Source organism: Agromyces sp. 3263 (assembly GCF_031456545.1).
Classification (GTDB): domain Bacteria; phylum Actinomycetota; class Actinomycetes; order Actinomycetales; family Microbacteriaceae; genus Agromyces.
Map to the genome: position 1 here is coordinate 746,542 of NZ_JAVDUV010000002.1, position 16,407 is coordinate 762,948.

Here is a 16,407-nt window from a genome sequence, read left to right on the forward strand (position 1 = left end):
GGAGGCCTTCCGGGGTGAGTGGGTACAGGTGAACCCGAAAGTCTCTCCCGACCGCGCCCTCGGCGCGCCGCCACGCCCGGAGCGGCGTCTCTGGCGCTCGTACTGACGATCGTGGCCCGAGGCGTGCGCCTCGCGGGATACTCCCCTTCGCTCAGCCGAGTCTAGCGGAGGGCGAGCGGATGCCGCAGCGCACCGCGTGCTCGCCATGCGACCTGGCGGCGGGAGGTGGCGGTCGGCGGGTGACCCCGCGCGGGCGGGAGAATACCGCCCGGAAATGCAGAAAACCCCCGGGTGACCGGGGGTTTTCGCTGTTGTGACCCCAGCGGGATTTGAACCCGCGCTGCCGCCGTGAGAGGGCGGTGTCCTAGGCCGCTAAACGATGGGGCCGAATCGACAACTTGAAGAGTATGACACAGGCTCGCGGCTCCCGCAAAATCGACGCCGCCGCGGCATCCGTCGCCGTGATCATGCGAAGACCGACAGCGCCCCGGGCACCACGTCGACCTCGATCGGGAGCCGGCCGATGCGCTCGCCGTCGGCGTACGCGACGATGTCATCGGCCTCGATGCGCACCCGGCTCGCCCGCACGAACTCGACCGCGGGGTGGTCGACGTGGGTGCCCGCGAAGACCTTCGGGAACACGCGGACGAGCGCTGAACGGGACAGCGGATGGACGATGAAGACGTCGAGCAGGCCGTCGGCGAGGTCGGCGTGCGGCACGATGCGCATGCCGCCGCCCAGCGACGGATTGTTCGCGACCGACACGAGCATCGCGCGCTGCTCCCGGCGCACCCCGTCGATCGTGATGGCGTACGTGCGGGGACGGAACGTGGCGAGCTCGCGGGCGAGGGCGAGCGTGTACCGACTGGGGCCGCGTGGACGCGTCATCCGGTTCGCGCGCTCGTTGACGACGGCGTCGAAGCCCGTCGAGACCACGCACGCGAACCACGTGCGCAGGTCGCCGTGCCGGATGATGCCGGCGTCGATCCGCCGGGGCTCGCGGTCGAGCGCCGCGAGCAGCGCATCGGTGGCCGCGACCGGATCGTCGTACGGCAGCCCCAGCCCGCGGGCGAGGTCGTTGCCCGTGCCGGCCGCCACGATGCCGAGCGGCACGCCCGTCTGCGCCACGAGGTTCACGCCGAGCGAGACCATGCCGTCGCCGCCCACCACGACGAGGGCGTCGGGGCGCTGCTCGAACGCCGACTCGGCCTCGCGCCGGAGCAACTCGAAGTTCGCCTCGCGGAGCATCGACACGTCGTACCCGGCATCCACCAGCCGCTCGACCACCGCCGGCCCCACCGCGCGATTGCGCCCGAAGGAGGCGGCAGGGTTGACGGCGACGAGGAGGCGCCGCGGGGCTCGGATCATGCTGCGATTCTGGCAGGCGACGGGCTTGCGCGCCGTGCGGCGGGCGGTGTTGGCTCGACGCATGCGACTCACGAAGCTCGAACATGCCGCGCTCGTCATCGAGGACTCGGGCGACAAGCTCTACATCGACCCGGGCAGCTTCACCACTCCCATCACGGAGTCGGCCGGCACCGCCGCCGTGGTGATCACCCATGAGCACGCCGACCACTGGACGCCCGAGCAGCTCGGCCGCATCGTCGGCGCCAACCCCGGCGTGCGCATCTTCGGCCCGGCCGGCGTCGCCGCGGCGGCATCCGGATTCCCGGTGGAGACGGTCGCGGCGGGCGACGAGGTTGCGGTCGGGCCCTTCCGGCTGCGGTTCTTCGGCGGGCAGCACGCGCAGATCCACCGGTCGATCCCGATCATCGACAACCTCGGGGTGCTCGTGAACGAGGCGCTGTACTACGCGGGCGACTCGTTCGTCGCGCCCGACGGGATCGCCGTCGACGTGCTCGCCGCGCCGGCCGCCGCGCCCTGGATGAAGATCAGCGAGGCCATGGACTACGTCGTCGAGGTGGCGCCGAAGCGGGCGTTCCCGACGCATGAGATGCTGCTGTCGCGCGCCGGCAAGGACCTCTCGAACGCCCGCCTCCGCTGGGCCGTCGAGCAGGGCGGCGGCGAGTACCTGCCCCTCGAACCCGGGGATTCGATCGACTTCTGAGCCACGCGGGAGGGGGCGGCCGTCGCTCGCCGCATGCGCGGTCGTCCACGCGAGATGACGGCGAGCACGGTCACTGCCCGGGGGGCCCGCCGTTGCCGTTGCCCCCGTTGCCGTTGCCGTTGCCGTTCCCGCCGTTGCCGCCGCCCTCCGTCTGATCGGCCGGTGCAGGCGTCTCGGTGGTTCCGCCGTCGACGCCGCCCGACTTCGGAGCGACCGGGCCCGGTCCGGCCTCGGTGAAGGGGTCGCCGCCGTACTTCGCCGCGGCCACCGACATGACGGCCGGCCACATCCGGTGGCGTGCGGTCGCGGCCTGCCCGCTCGCGAACGAGATGGCCCGCTGGTTCGCATCGCCGTTGACGCTCACCACGGCCGCCGCCGTGGCCACCTTGGAGCTGGCGCCGACCATCCAGGTGTCCTTCGCCCCGTCGGTGGTCCCCGTCTTGCCGATGAGCGGCACGTGCGGCGAGGTCGCCCCGTTCGAGACGGTGGCGGTGCCGCTCGTCATCACCCGGATCATGGCGTAGTGCATCGCCGCGGCGACCGCAGGCGGCACCGACTCCGTGCACGTCGTCTGCGGGGCGGGCAGCTCCTGCCCGTCGCGCCCCACGATGCGATCGATGGCGACGGGGGTGCAGGTGACGCCGTTGTTCGCGATGCCGGCGAACGCGACGGCCATGGTGAGCGGCGCCACCTCGTTGATGCCGATCACCGCGGAGGCGCTCTGCACGAGCGGTTCGCCATCGGCGCGGTGCACGCCGAACGCCTCGGCGGTCTTGCGGATGCCGCAGAGGTCGAGCCGCTTGGCCATGCCGATGTAGCCCGTGTTGATCGAGCCGATCGTCGACTCGAGGGCGCTGTAGTTGGCACCCGCCTCGTTGGCGTCGTTGCGCGGCGCCCAGTGCTCGGCGTCGTAGTTCTGCGGGCCGAGGCAGCTGTCCTGGAACGTGCCCCAGTTGGCCTTCGGCCGGGAGTCGACCCGCTCCGAGAGCGCGTGCCCCGTCTTCAGCCACTCCGCCAGCGTGAACACCTTGTACGAGGAACCGGGCTGGAATCCGCGCGAACCGCCGTACTCGAAGTCGGTGTTGTAGTTGATGCTCGTGAACTGTGGGCCCGAGTTGAGCACCTCGGGATCCTGGCTGTAGATGCGGTTCTGCGCCATCGCCAGCACCCGGCCCGTGCCGACCTGCACCGAGGAGATCACCGCGCCGACGTCCCACCCGGGATAGGTCTGCGGCACGTTCTGCGCGATCGTCGTCTCTGCCGCGTTCTGCAGGTCGAGGTCGAGCGTCGTGTACACCTGGAATCCGCCGCGCCGGAAGTTGCGCATCCTCGTGTCGGCGTCCTCGCCGAAGTTCGGGTCGTTCTGCAGGATGTTCTTCACGTAGTCGCAGAAGTAGGCGCTGCCCCCCGCGGTCTGGCATCCGGTGCTCGGCTCGGTGATGGCGGGCTGCACGGGCGTTGCGACCGCCGTGTCGTACTCCGCCTGCGTGATCTTCCGGTACTCCAGCATGCGGTCGAGGATGTAGTTGCGCCGTGAGGTGTTCTCGGCGTAGCCGTTCGCCGCACCGTTCGTCTCGCTCTCGGGCTTGTCGATCTGGAACTTCGCGGGGTTGTTCACGATCGCCATCAGGGAGGCGGCCTGCGCCAGCGAGAGGTTCGCAGCGCTGGTGTTGTAGTAGTAGTTCGCCGCGGCCTCGATGCCGTACACGGTGCCGCCGAAGCCGGCGATGTTCAGGTAGCCGAGCAGGATCTCGTTCTTCGTGTACCGCTTCTCGACGCCGATCGCGAGGCGCATCTCCTTGAGCTTGCGGTCGATCGACGTCTCGGTCACGGTGTCGTAGCAGCCGAGGCGCTCCTGCTCGATGAGGGCGTGCCGCTCGTCACCGGTGAGCGCCTCCCGCTCCTCCTCGGTGAGGTCCTCGAGGGCCGTGACGTCGGCCATGCCCTCGCACTCCTGCACGCGCACGTTCTTGACGTACTGCTGGGCGATCGACGACCCGCCCTGCGTCTCACGGCCGGTCGCCGTGGTCACCGCCGCGCGCACGGTGCCCTGCAGGTCGATGCCGCCGTGCTCGTAGAACCTCGGGTCCTCGCCGGCGACCGTCGCGTCCTTGACGTACTGGCTGATGCCGTCCCAGCCGACCTCGATGCGGTTCTGGTCGTAGAACGAGGCCAGGAGCACGGTGGATCCGTCGGACCTGGTCGCGTAGATGTTGCTCTTCTCCGACAGCTCCCCGATCTCGAGGTAGCTCGGCAGGTTCTCGAACATGCCGATGGTGCCGGATGCCGCGATGCCGACGGTCGCGATCGCCGGCGTCACCCCGACGACGACGAGCGTGGCCGCGGCCGCACTGGCCGCCACGAGCCCGATGAGCCCACCCAGAACACCCACGGGAGTCCGCGTCTCGGCGAAATCCCGATTCCGCTTGTTCCGGACGGCCATGCGATCACTCCCGGAGCCCGCGATCGTGCGGGTGACGCGTGCCCGGTAGGGCGGGCACCATGGTGGTTCGATCACCATCGAACCTCAGCATGCCGTGCCTGTCCAGCCTTCGGTGCGACATCCGGCCCCGTGTCCGCTCGCCCCGTCGATCACTCGGCCTCGGCGAGGAACGGCCGGTGGTCGAACTCGCCCTCGCCGATGATGGCGACGGTCGATTCGGGCACCTCGATGAACGCGCCCGGCATGTCGTTCAGGGGCTCCGAGACCACCACCCGCGCGTTGCGGCCGAACAGGTTCAGCCGCTCGACATCGGGGTACAGCTCACGCAGCGTGTCGATGTCCTCGGAGTGGAAGAGCGTGCGCGACCGGCGCTGGGTCGAGTAGCGGAACGCCCAGATCGTCGTCCCGTCGGAGACGGCCATGGTGCCCTGCATGGGGAAGGCGATGCCGTGGTCGCGGCCCACCTTCTCGATCAGCTGCACGGCGGCGGTGATGCCGGCGATGGGGTCGTCACGGAGCCCGAGCGACAGCGCGAGGTGGAAGATCACCTCGGAGTCGGTCGTGCCGTGGATGTGCGGGTACAGCGACGGGTCCACGGCGAAGACGAGGTCGCGCTTCATCTTCACGAAGTCACCGAGGAAGCCGTTGTGCATGAACAGCCAGTTCTCGTACCGGAACGGGTGGCAGTTCGTCTGCTGGATGGGCGGTCCGCCCGCCGCTCGCACGTGCGCGAAGAAGAGCGGGCTCTCGATCGCCTGGGTGAGCTCGCGCAGGTTCTCGTCATGCCAGGCCGGTTCGATGCTGTGGAACAGCGCCGGCTTCGAGTCGTCGGCGGTGCCGGTCGGGTACCAGCCGATGCCGAACCCGTCGCCGTTCACCGTCTCCGCCCCGAGCGGCGAGTTCAGCGACTGCTTCACGAGCGAGTGCTGCGTGTCGAGGATCAGCGTGGACGGTCGGAGCGGTTCCCCCGAGTATGCGAGCCAGCGGCACATGCGGTCATCCCCCTGCACATCGTCGGCGATGCCTCGTGCGACGCGACGCCGTTGGCCACATGCTAGTCCGGCGTGAGCCGTGACGGACCACCACGGTCCCCGGCGCCCCATTCTGGGGGCATCGGATGCCTCGCCGACGCGCCTACGATGTGGGGACCGTCAGCCGTGGGACCTCCCGCAAGCGTCATCCGGCCGCCGGTGCGATTCCCGACACCCACGGGAACGACGGGCCCCGACCACATTCTCCTGGCCGGGGTCCTTCGCCGTCATCCGAATGATGGATGCCGCCTCGGCGCGGAGCGCCGAGACTCGATGAGCCGATCACACCCGAACCGCAGGATCGGTGGCGCAGATGGCCGTCGGCGGCGGCGCGCGTCGATGAGGAGGACGTCGTGGGAGTCCAGACCGCACTCGATGCAGTGACCGGTGCCGACGCGATCGTGGACGCGATGCGACTGGCCGACGACCTCGCGTTCGAGGCCGGCCGGGATCCGGGCGTCCGCACGCTCCGGGTGCTCGGCGGCGCGCTCCGCGACGACGACGAGATCGCCGCCATCGCATCGACCCACGCCCTCGCCGGGATGTTCGACCGTGAGGCGGGCAGGATGCTCGTCGGCCTGCTGACCGACGAGCGCGCCTTCCTCCGCGAGCACGCGGCGTGGGCGCTCGGCGGTGGCCTCCCACGCGCGGATGCGATGGGCGCCCTGCTCGGCATGGTCGTCAGCGGAGGGTTCGGGGGCATGCTCGCGCAGCGCACGCTCGAGCAGTGGTCTCCCACGACGGCCGAGGCGCTCGTGGTGGGGACCGAGGCGGCGCTGCTCGGCGTCGTCGAGCCGGTCGCCCGCGCGCGGGTGGTGGAGACCCTCGGGCTCGTGCGGCATTCGATCGCGACGGCGCCGCTCCTCCGCATCGCCCGGGACTCCGCTGAGGCCGACGGGGTGCGCATCGCGGCCGTCTCGGCGATCGGGCAGCGGTCCGCGGATCCGCGGCTGGCTGAGTTCCTGCACGTGGTGGCCGCCGGCGGCGGTCCCCTCGGCGCGGTCGCGGAACTGGCACTGCTCGACCTGCGCCCGCACCTGCGTTCGCCTGACGCACGGGCGGAGGATCGCCGAGCGGGCCTGACGGTCGCGCAGCTCTTCCTGCACGCCGACCTCGATCCCCTGCTGAGCTCCGCCGGCTCCGGCGACAACGGCGGCATCGCCACGCTCCTGGTGCGGCTCGGCGACGCCCTCGTGCGCGACCGTGAGACCGGGGTGGAGCGCGTCCTCACCCTCTCTCGCGGCTCCGTCGATGGGGCCGCCGCCGATCTCGTCCGACTCCGCGACGGCGCCTCGGGGCATGTCTACGGGCGTATCCCGTTGCTCCGCGACCCCGTGCCGTCGGCCGCGGCGTGGCCCCTGCGGGTCGCCGCCCGCCGCGGCATCCGGCGTCTTCTGCTCGCGGCCGGCCGCGTCGACGTGCTGCACCTGCGCATGGCCGACGTCGGCAGCCTGGCGGCCGCGGAGGTCGCACGGGAGCTCGGCATCCCCGTGGTGTTCACCGTGGCGCCCGACCCGCACGCGGTGATCGAGTCGCTCGACCGCTCGGGTGCGATGAGCCGGCACGACTTCGGCCGGTTCGACCTCGCCGAGCACTTCTGGTTCCGCACGCGCCTCGTGCAGCGGCTCGCGGCGAACGCGGCGCACACGGTCCTGTTCCCCCGGCCGCACCTGGAGGAGGACCTGCGCCGGCTCGTGGGCATCGACCTCACCGCCCGCGCGGAGCGCCACACGGTGGTGCCCGAGGGCGTCGACCTCGCGACGATCGACGAGGCGGTGGCGGATGCCGCGGCGCACGCGCACGGCGCCCCGCCGGTGCCCGCCATCGCCGAGCTGCGCACCCTCGTCGAGGAACTCGCCCCCGAACGCCGGGGCCTGCCCCTGATCGTGACGCTCGGCCGGCTCCACCGGGTGAAGGGGATGGCGACGCTCGTGGCGGCATGGGCCACCCACCCGGTGCGGCGACGCGCGAACCTCCTCGTCATCGGGGGCGACCTCGAGCATCCCTCTCCCGACGAATGCCAGCAGCTCGACCTCATCGAGCGAGCGGTGCCGGCGTCGGAGCGGCCCACCGCGGGCCTCATGCTGCCCGGCCACCGCTCGAACGACGTCGCAGCCCGCTGGCTCGCCGCAGCCCGGCTCGGGATCCCGGGCCTCGTCGCACCCGGCGGCGTCTACGCGTGCGCGAGCCTCAAGGAGGAGTTCGGCATCGCGCTGCTCGAGGCCATGGCCACCGGCCTTCCGGTCGTCGCCCCCGATGGTGGCGGGCCCGCCACCTATGTGGAGCCCGGTGTGACCGGCCTGCTGACCGCGACGTGGGACGCGGAACGCCTCGCGTGGGCGCTCGACGAGTCGCTCGACGGGGCAACGCACGACGATACCGCCCGGGCCGAGCGGTCCCGTGGGATGGTGCGCGACCACTTCACCGTCCAGGGCATGTCCGTGGCGCTCGGACGCGTCTACCGGGGCGTGGCCCGCGACGAGGCCGCGCTCGAGCGGCTGGATGCGACACGATGACGCTGCTCGTCATCAGCCCCGACTACGCCTCGCACCTGCTCCCCCTGGCGACCCTCGCCACGGCGTGGCAGGCGCGGGGCGAACGGGTGGTGGTCGCCAGCGGGCCGGCGACGGCCGAGGTCGTCGCCGGGTTCGGCTTCGAACGAGTGGACCTGCGCCTGGGTCGGGGTTCGAACCCCGGCGTCATCGCCACGGACGACCAGCCCCGCGACGAGGCGGCGTCGCTGCGCGGCTTCTTCGAGGCGACCCGCCGCGGCGCCGTGGCGACGCTCGAGTACCAGGCAGCCGAGCGACTCGTGGACCTCATGTGGGAGCCCGCGGCCTCGGCCAGGGCGACCCTGCGGATCGTCGAGGCGGTCGCGCCCGACCAGATCCTCGTCGACCATCTCGCGTTCAGCGCGCGCCTCGGGCTCGACTCCGCCGGCCTCTCCTACGGGGATGTCGTGCTGGGGCATCCGTCGGCGCTGCCGGTCGGCGACGAGGTCTACGGATGCCCCTCGGCGTGGCCGTCCGCGTTCCACCTCGAACCCGGGGAACTGGACGAGCTCCGGCGGCGGTGCGCGCGGGTCACCACCTCGTTCACCGCCGAGTGGAACCGGGTGGGTCGCGAGCTCCACCCCGGATTCCCCACGTCGCACGACGCGTTCGCGGAGCACGGCCCGGTGGTGCTGTACAACTACCCCGGCGAGCTCGTCGACGAGCAGCGACGATCGCTCCTTCCCCCGCATCGCTTCCTGGGATCGACGCTCCGGTCGGAGCGAGTCGATCCCGAGGTCGAGGCGTGGATCAGGCAGGCGGGCCGGTTCGCCTACGTGAGCTTCGGCAGCTTCCTGTCGGTGCGCGGCGACGTGCTCGGGCGGGTCGCCGACGCGGCTCGGTCGGCGGGCGTGCGGCTGGCGGTTGCGAGCGGATCGACGCCGGCCGGGGAGCTCGGTACCCTGCCGTCCGACTGGCTGGTCCGGCCCTACCTGCCGCAGGTGCGGCTGCTGGCCGCCGCCGCGGCCACGGTCACGCACGGCGGGAACAACTCCGTCACGGAGGCCGTCGGATCCGGAGTCCCCCTCGTCGTGCTGCCGTTCTCCACCGACCAGTTCGCAGGCGGCGCGGCGGTGGAGCGGAGCGGCGTCGGCGTGGCGCTCGACCCGAACACCGCGTCGATCGAGGAACTCGCCGCCGCCTTGGAATGGGCGATGGCGGCGGAGTCGGGCGCTCGGTCCCGCCTCCGCGAGGCGTCGGCCAGGCAGCGCGAGAAGCCGGGGCCCGAACGCGCGTTCGACGCACTGGCCGGCTGAAACACCTGAACCAGACGACCGTGAGCTCGCGCACCCCCAGGTCGTCGTGGTGGATACGGTGCGGCGGCGTGAGCGCTTCGAGTGGCCGAGATCACGTGAGACGAGTGGGCCGCTCGCGAGAACCCGTGCGAGGCCGCGGAGTCACGCGTCGCCGGAGTGGTAGGCCTTATGACTCCGGGCTCGCGCGGCGTTCCAGGGCCTCGATGACGGTCTCGGCGATGTCGATGTCGTAGAGCCGCTCGACGCTCTGGAACCCGCCGGGACTCTCCGCGTTGATCTCCACCACCTGGCTGCCGATCACGTCGATGCCCACGAGGAACATGCCATCGGCGACGAGCTTGTCGCCGATCGCCTCGACGATGCTGAGCTCCGCCTCACCGACCTCGAGCGGCACCGACCGACCACCGGTGCTGATGTTGGCGCGCGGGTCGTTGCCGGTGGGCACGCGTCGGAAGGCGGCCGGCCTGCCGTCGCGCTCGAGGATGCGGCCCTCCAGCAGGAAGATCCGGGCATCGCCCTCCTCGGCTCCTTCGATGAACTCCTGGACGATGGCGTAGCCGTCCTGCAGGACCGCCTCCGTCATCTGCGCGAGGTTGGTCTCTCCCGGACCCTCGATCATGAAGACGTTGCGGCCCTTGGCCCCGTACAGCGGTTTGACGACGCAGTGGCCGACGTCGTCGACGAACCGCTCGATCGCCTCGGGATCGCGTGTCACCAGCGACCGCGGCCGGACCTGCTCGGGGAACTCCTCCAGGTAGAGCTTGCTGGTCGCTCGATGAAGGGTGTGCGGGTCGTTCACCACCGCCACACCGCGGTCCGCGAGCATCTTTCCGAACACGACGCCCATCGGGCTGGCCCAGGGGCGCTCCTGCAGGTCGTCGATCGACTCGTTGCGCAGGAAGACCGCATCGAGGTCGTCCATGACGATCCGCTCGGCGTCGCGCGCCTTGATCCCCTCCATGAAGCTCGCGAGGGTGTCGTCGCTCTTCCACCTCGCGGCGCGAGCCGTGGCCGCGAACCGCCCGTCGCTGCTGCCGAGCTCGAGGTCTCCGACGCCGACATACCAGGTCTCATGCCCACCCCGGGCCGCGGCCCTGGCGAGTCGGGTGGTGGCGTACTCGTCCACCTCGGTGTCGACGTCGTTGACGAGGAATGCGAGCCTCATGCCGCCACGTCTCCCTCGTAGAGATCGGTGACCGTCGCGCCGGCGCGCAGCCTGTCCAGGCGCTCCTGCGCACCGGGCACATCCAGCCAGCGAGGCCGAACCCACGGCGCATGGAGCACCCCGCGGTCGAGCAGGTCCTGCACCAGGGGGATGTGGTCCAACGCGAGCTTGCCGACGAGCAGGGCGTCGAGCCGGCTGCCCTCGGCGAGGGCGTCGAGAATGCGCGTGATCCCGCGAAGGTAGATCGCGTCCTTCACCGAACCGCCCCCGACGACCACCCGGATGGCGATGGACCACGCGGTCCGCGCCGGTATGCGGTGGTCAGCCCGCAGCGACTCGAAGATGTCCAGGAAGCCGGCGCCGTCGAGCATCTTCCCGACCGCGACCACTCGCGCCGCGAGCACGCGCAGCCGCCGCGGGTCCAAGCCTCCCGTCAGGTACTCGGCGAGCACGGCGAGGCCCTCCTGGGTCTCGTCGTAGCCGGGCAGGCCGATGGTCAACAGCGTCAGGGGCTGCCGCGCACCGTTCTGGTAGGTGACCACGTGGGTGCCGACCTCGTGGTGCAGGAGGGGTTCGACCCGGTCGGCGCGGAATACCGCGGACTCGGGGATGAGCAGTCGGCCGAACGACACCATCAGCTCGGAGATGTCGTCCCGCACCTCCACGCGGACGGGGAAGTCAGGGTACACGGCGCGGTAGCGCTCGAACTCCGCACGGGCCGCGTCGGCGAACGCCCCGGCCGTGACGCTCTGGGTGCTGGGTGCCTGCGGGGGGATGGTCTCGAGCAACTCCGCCGCCGCAGCGGCCAGCGGCGGTGCCACCGTTCCGTAGAGCTGGAGCGACCCGTAGAGGAACCGTGACGTGTCGCGGTCCTCCAATGCGGTGATCTGCCGGGCGATCTCATCCCGCTTCGCACGGAAGAGCGTGTGCAGCGCCGGGTCGTGCACGTGCTCGACCTCGAGGTCGTACAGCTCGCGGTGCGCCAGGTCCGGATCGAAGTCCAGCGGCCGCAGCCGAAGCGTCGGGGCCGTGCCGAAGTCACTGCGTTCGAAGTCCGCCCACGCCTCCGCCGCGTTGAGTGGCGTGACGTTGACGAGGAGGTTCACGCGGCGCTCGATCTCGGTCAGCCGGGCGTCGATGTCGAGTGCCGGCGCCAGCTGCTCGGTCGGTGATGACATCTCACGACCCCACCGACGCGTTGTGGGCCCGCCGAGCGACCTCGGACACGCTCGGGCGCATGCCCATCGTTGGCTTGCTCATCCGGGTGCCTCCGTTTCGCGTTCGGGTCGCTGCCGCGTGAGAGGACGTGCACTCACCACGTGGCAGCACCGATCTAGCCCGGTCTCGTCGCGGTCCGCCACCCCTTGACATTCCTTCGACTTCTCCCGGGCAGGGCTCCCGGATCAACTGGGCACTGCTCCGCGGGTTCAGGTATGAGTTGGAGCATGCCGGTCATCGCCGAGGTGTCGGACAGCTGGTCGAGCCAGACCCGGTTCAGCTTCGGTTGACGATTGCCTTCGTAGACGAACTGCAACGGAGACTGGGGGGTCATCCACACGGTGACGAGTCGTTTCTGATCGAACAGTGTCATCGCGAATCGCTCGTTCCGGCGGAACTTGTCGACGATCACGACCTGCAGATGGACGAGCGTGCGGTCGTCGACCGCGACCTCGCGGCTGCTGTCGTAGATGAAGAAGCCCATTCCGTGCCTCCCGCGCCTGGATCGAAGGAGCCCTGCATGGTGCAGGTGCTGGGAGGCGAAAGGAGGCTTCTGGGGAAACGCCACAACGGAACCGAGTCCTGGCCCCGACCATACGTTGCCGCGCGGCGAGCCGCGGGAAACCGCGGACGAACGGCTGATCCGATGGCGAGGAAGGAACGGCCTTGATCTTCGCCCGAACCCACGAGGTGCGTGAGCGAAGCTGCGGACTGCCGGTCGGCTCCGAACGTGTTCGTTCGGCTGCTGGAGGGGAGCGATGACTCCCGCGGAATCCGACCCCTGAGACGCAAGAAGCCCGGATGCCCGCTCTTCAGGCGGGGTTCCGGGCTGCTGATCTTGCTGGGGTACCTGGACTCGAACCAAGAACAACGGTACCAGAAACCGCCGTGTTGCCAATTACACCATACCCCAATGGCCCGTGACCGAAGCCCGCGCCGACATGCAACTCTAGCCTACGGACCACGGCCCGACCAAACTGAGCCGGCCTCGGCCGACAGCCCGCCGCGGAGGCCTAGCCGAGGCGGGCCGCGAGGCGGTCGATGCGCTCGATCGAGTCGATCTTGCCCAGGATCTGCATCGACTCGAAGAGTGGCGGTGAGACACGGCGACCCGAGATCGCCGTGCGCACCGGGCCGAATGCGACGCGCGGCTTGAGGCCCAGCCCGTCGACGAGGGCGCCGCGGAGGGCCTCCTCGATCTGGTCGTGGACCCAGGCGTCGGCCGGGAGCCGGTCGAGCGCCTCGCGAGCGGCGGCGAGCACGGCCGGTGCGTCGGCCGGAAGGCCGGCGAGGGCATCATCGTCGTAGCGGAGGCCCGCGGCATCCGTGAAGAGGAAGCCGAGCATTCCGGGCGCCTCGCCGAGCAGGCCGATGCGCTCCTGGACGAGCGGTGCGGCCTCGGCGAGGAGCGCCTCCTGGGCGGCGGTGATCGGCGTCTCGACGGCGCCCGCCTCCTGGAGGTAGGGAACCGTGCGGGCGGCGAACTCCGCGACGCCGAGCTGGCGGATGTGGTCGCCATTGATCGCCTCGGCCTTCTTGAGGTCGAAGCGCGCAGGGTTCGGGTTGACGTTGACGACGTCGAACGCCGCCACGAGCTCGTCCCGGGAGAACACGTCGCGGTCGGCGGAGAAGCCCCAGCCGAGGAGCGCCAGGTAGTTGACGAGGCCCTCGGGGATGAAGCCGCGCTCGCGGTGGTGGAACAGGCTCGACTCGGGGTCGCGCTTCGACAGCTTCTTGTTGCCCTCCCCCATGACATACGGCAGGTGCCCGAAGCGCGGCACGAAGCTGGTCACGCCGATGTCGATGAGCGCGTGGTAGAGCGCGATCTGCCGTGGCGTCGAGGAGAGCAGGTCCTCACCGCGGAGCACGTGGGTGATCCCCATGAGCGCGTCGTCGACGGGATTCACGAAGGTGTACAGCGGGGCGCCATTGGGGCGCACCACGACGAAGTCGATGGTCGAGCCGATCGGGAAGTCGATGCGGCCGCGCACGAGGTCGTCGAACCCGAGGTCGACCTCGGGTACGCGCAGGCGCAGTGCCGGCTGGCGACCCTCGGCGCGGAACGCGGCGCGCTGCTCGTCGGTGAGGTCGCGGTCGAAGTTGTCATACCCGAGCTGCTTGGGGCGACCGTTCGCCGAGTTGCGCGCGTCGATCTCCTCGGCGGTCGAGTACGACTCGTAGAGGTGGCCCGAGGCGATGAGCCGGTCGATGAGGTCGCGGTAGATGTCACCGCGCTGCGACTGGCGGTAGGGCGCGTGCGGCCCGCCGATGCCGATGCCCTCGTCCCAGTCGAGCCCGAGCCAGGTCAGCGCGTCGAGCAGCTGCTCGTAGCTCTCCTCGCTGTCGCGGGCCGCGTCGGTGTCCTCGACGCGGAACACGAAGGTGCCGCCGGTGTGGCGCGCGTAGGCCCAGTTGAAGAGGGCCGTGCGCACGAGCCCCACGTGGGGCGTGCCGGTGGGCGACGGGCAGAATCGCACGCGGACATCGCTGCCGGCGGCGGTGGTGATGGGGTGAGCTGTCTCGGACATACCCGACCATGCTATCGAGCGCCGCACCCGGGCCATGCCGCGTGCGCGTCCGCGCCGCTCCGACCCGCCGGTCAGGCCGCGAGGGACTCGAGCGCCGCGATCGTGGCGGCGATGGCCGGCACGCGTTCGGCGCCTCGCGCAGTGACGAGGTGCAGTGACCGCACGTCGGCTCCCGCGGTCGGACGGGTGACGACGCCGCGGTGCCGCGGCGACGCCGCCAGGGCCAGCGCCGGCAGCAGCGCCACGCCGAGCCCCTGCGCCACCATGCCCTCGACGGCGACGAAGTTGTCGGTCTCGAAGGCGATACGGGGCGCGAAGCCCGCGGCATCCGAGAGCTGGAGCAGGTGGCCGCGGCAGCGCGGGCATCCGGCGATCCAGGGATCGTCTGCGAGGGCGGCCAGGTCGACGACGTCGGATGCCGCGGCCGGATGTCCTGCCGGAAGCACGAGCCGCATCGGCTCGTCGTCGAACGCCCGCACGTCGAGCCCGCGCGCGCTGGCGCGGTGCGGGTCGTCCCGGTCGCCCGGATAGCTGAAGGTGATCGCGAGATCGGCCCGGTCGGCGCGGACGGCGGCGACCGCCTCGGGCGGCTCGGCCTCGACGTAGGTCACGCCGACGCCGGGGTGCGCGGCGCCGAGCGCCGCGATGAGGCGGGGCACGAGCGTCGCCGATGCCGACGGGAACGCGACGAGCCGCACACGGCCGGCACGCAGCCCGCGGATGTCGGCGAGCTCGCCGGCCGCGGCCTCGAGCGCGGTCGCCACCGCGTTGGCGTGCCGGGCGAGCACGCGCCCCGACTGGGTGAGCCGGATGCCGCGGCCGACCCGCTCGACGAGCGCGATGCCGGTGCGCGCCTCGAAGCGACGGAGCTGCTGGCTCACGGCGGGCTGGCTGTAGCCGAGCGCCTCAGCCGCCCCGGTGAGTGAGCCGTGCTCGGCGATCTGCCGCACCACCCGCACGGTCTGCAGGTCGAGCGCGGCGGCGAGTCCCTCGATCGATGCGTCGGACATGCTCGAATCATAACTCCATGGCATGCATATGATCACTCACCTGCGGTTGTCGAATGGATCAGCGGTGCCGAGACTTGAGGCATGTCCACCTTCCGGGATCGATTCGCCGCCGGCCGCGGCTACCTCGCCGCCTGCACGCTCGGGCTGCCCGCCGACGTCACGCGCGAGGCCGTGCTGGCTGACCTCGAACGCTGGGCGTCCGGCACCGCGAGCGCCGTCGAGTACTCCGCGACCCTCGAACGCGCTCGCGGCCACGCCGCGACCCTCCTCGGCGTGGACGCCGCCCGCGTCGCCACGGGTTCGCAAGTCTCGGTGTTCACCGGGCTCGCCGCGGCATCCGCCCCCGCGGGCGCCGAGGTGCTGTGCATCGACGGCGACTTCTCCTCGGTCGTGGCCCCCTTCCTCGCCCGGAGCGACCTGCGCGTGCGCCACGTGCCGCTCGCCGACCTCGCCGACGGGGTGCGCCCCGACACGTGGATGGTCTCGTACTCGCTCGTGCAGTCGGCGACGGGTGAGATCGCCGACGCGGCATCCGTCGCTGACGCCGCCCAGAACGCCGGAGCGCGGGTGCTCGTCGACACGACCCAGGCCACCGGCTGGCTGCCGACCACCGACCTTGACGCAGACCTCATCGTCTGCCACGCCTACAAGTGGCTGGGCGCGCCCCGCGGCGCCGCGTTCGCCGCCGTCTCGGGGCGACTCGCCGACGAGCTGACGCCGTACACGGCAGGCTGGTACTCGGGAGCGGATCCGTGGTCCTCCTGCTATGGGCCCGACCTCCACCTCGCCGGCGACGCGACCCGGTTCGACGTCTCCCCCGCCTGGCACGCGTGGGCCGGCGCCGAGGCCGCGCTCGGATTCGCCGCGTCCCTCGATGCCGCCGAGGTGCACGACCACGCCCTCGGGCTCGCGAACGCGTTCCGCGGGCGCCTCGGCCTCGACGCCGGTGACAGCGCGATCGTCGCCTGGCCCGACGCCGAGGGCGCCGACCTTGCGGCGCTCACCGCTGCGGGCATCACCGCGTCGGGCCGGGCGGGCCGTGCTCGGGTCGCGTTCCACCTGTGGAACGACCTCGAGGACGTCGAGCTCGCCGCGACCGCGCTGGGGCGTTGACGCGCTGGACCCTTGACGCGGAA

General features: G+C 71.3%; 12 protein-coding genes and 2 tRNA genes. 4 read left to right on the forward strand and 10 right to left on the reverse strand.

Features of this window, described 5'->3' with window-relative positions; translation table 11 throughout:
• Window positions 1–314: 314 nt before the first annotated feature.
• A tRNA-Glu gene (locus J2X63_RS16780) sits at window positions 315–387 on the reverse strand.
• A gap of 78 nt (window positions 388–465) precedes the next feature.
• Window positions 466–1,368, reverse strand: a complete 903-nt coding sequence (locus J2X63_RS16785; RefSeq protein ID WP_309979321.1) for a diacylglycerol kinase family protein — start codon at window positions 1,366–1,368, stop codon at window positions 466–468.
• 61 nt (window positions 1,369–1,429) lie between these two features.
• Here J2X63_RS16785 and J2X63_RS16790 point away from each other — a divergent pair, with 61 nt between their 5' ends.
• On the forward strand, window positions 1,430–2,068 hold the full coding sequence (locus tag J2X63_RS16790; protein WP_309979323.1) for an MBL fold metallo-hydrolase: 639 nt from the start codon (window positions 1,430–1,432) through the stop codon (window positions 2,066–2,068).
• Between the two features lie 70 nt (window positions 2,069–2,138).
• Here the strand turns inward: J2X63_RS16790 and J2X63_RS16795 are convergent, their stop codons facing one another.
• Both J2X63_RS16795 and J2X63_RS16800 read right to left on the reverse strand, forming a co-directional pair.
• Complete coding sequence (locus tag J2X63_RS16795) at window positions 2,139–4,460, reverse strand: transglycosylase domain-containing protein (protein ID WP_309979325.1); 2,322 nt, start codon at window positions 4,458–4,460, stop codon at window positions 2,139–2,141.
• A gap of 200 nt (window positions 4,461–4,660) precedes the next feature.
• Window positions 4,661–5,503 carry a class II glutamine amidotransferase gene (locus J2X63_RS16800; RefSeq protein ID WP_309979328.1) on the reverse strand — a complete coding sequence of 281 codons (843 nt, stop codon included), beginning with the start codon at window positions 5,501–5,503 and terminating at the stop codon, window positions 4,661–4,663.
• Window positions 5,504–5,895: 392 nt separating this feature from the next.
• Between J2X63_RS16800 and J2X63_RS16805 the strand changes: the two genes are divergently transcribed.
• Together J2X63_RS16805 and J2X63_RS16810 are read left to right on the forward strand one after the other, a co-directional pair.
• Complete coding sequence (locus J2X63_RS16805; RefSeq protein ID WP_309979330.1) at window positions 5,896–8,058, forward strand: glycosyltransferase; 2,163 nt, start codon at window positions 5,896–5,898, stop codon at window positions 8,056–8,058.
• Window positions 8,055–9,350: a glycosyltransferase gene (locus J2X63_RS16810; RefSeq protein WP_309979332.1), complete on the forward strand. Its 1,296-nt coding sequence runs from the start codon at window positions 8,055–8,057 to the stop codon at window positions 9,348–9,350. The genes J2X63_RS16805 and J2X63_RS16810 overlap by 4 nt, the downstream gene beginning before the upstream one ends.
• 166 nt (window positions 9,351–9,516) lie before the next feature.
• On the opposite strand, the gene J2X63_RS16815 is transcribed toward J2X63_RS16810, so the two are convergent.
• The 6 genes from J2X63_RS16815 to J2X63_RS16840 form a co-directional block, all read right to left on the reverse strand.
• The gene (locus J2X63_RS16815; RefSeq protein ID WP_309979333.1) at window positions 9,517–10,515 is read right to left on the reverse strand and encodes a glutathione synthase; all 999 of its coding nucleotides are present in this window, start codon (window positions 10,513–10,515) and stop codon (window positions 9,517–9,519) included.
• On the reverse strand, window positions 10,512–11,693 hold the full coding sequence (locus J2X63_RS16820) for a tyrosine/phenylalanine carboxypeptidase domain-containing protein (protein WP_309979335.1): 1,182 nt from the start codon (window positions 11,691–11,693) through the stop codon (window positions 10,512–10,514). The genes J2X63_RS16815 and J2X63_RS16820 overlap by 4 nt, the downstream gene beginning before the upstream one ends.
• Window positions 11,694–11,848: 155 nt before the next feature.
• Entirely contained in the window at window positions 11,849–12,217 is a 369-nt protein-coding gene (locus J2X63_RS16825; RefSeq protein WP_309979337.1) for an ATP-dependent DNA ligase, read from the reverse strand.
• Window positions 12,218–12,574: 357 nt separating this feature from the next.
• Window positions 12,575–12,646: transfer RNA gene (locus J2X63_RS16830), tRNA-Gln, on the reverse strand.
• Window positions 12,647–12,746: 100 nt separating this feature from the next.
• Window positions 12,747–14,261 (reverse strand): glutamate--tRNA ligase, encoded by a 1,515-nt coding sequence (gene gltX, locus J2X63_RS16835; protein ID WP_309979339.1) that lies wholly within the window; start codon window positions 14,259–14,261, stop codon window positions 12,747–12,749.
• A 71-nt stretch (window positions 14,262–14,332) separates the two neighbouring features.
• The gene (locus J2X63_RS16840) at window positions 14,333–15,271 is read right to left on the reverse strand and encodes a LysR family transcriptional regulator (RefSeq protein ID WP_309979341.1); all 939 of its coding nucleotides are present in this window, start codon (window positions 15,269–15,271) and stop codon (window positions 14,333–14,335) included.
• An 81-nt stretch (window positions 15,272–15,352) separates the two neighbouring features.
• Between J2X63_RS16840 and J2X63_RS16845 the strand changes: the two genes are divergently transcribed.
• Window positions 15,353–16,384, forward strand: a complete 1,032-nt coding sequence (locus J2X63_RS16845) for an aminotransferase class V-fold PLP-dependent enzyme (RefSeq protein ID WP_309979343.1) — start codon at window positions 15,353–15,355, stop codon at window positions 16,382–16,384.
• Window positions 16,385–16,407: the final 23 nt, after the last annotated feature.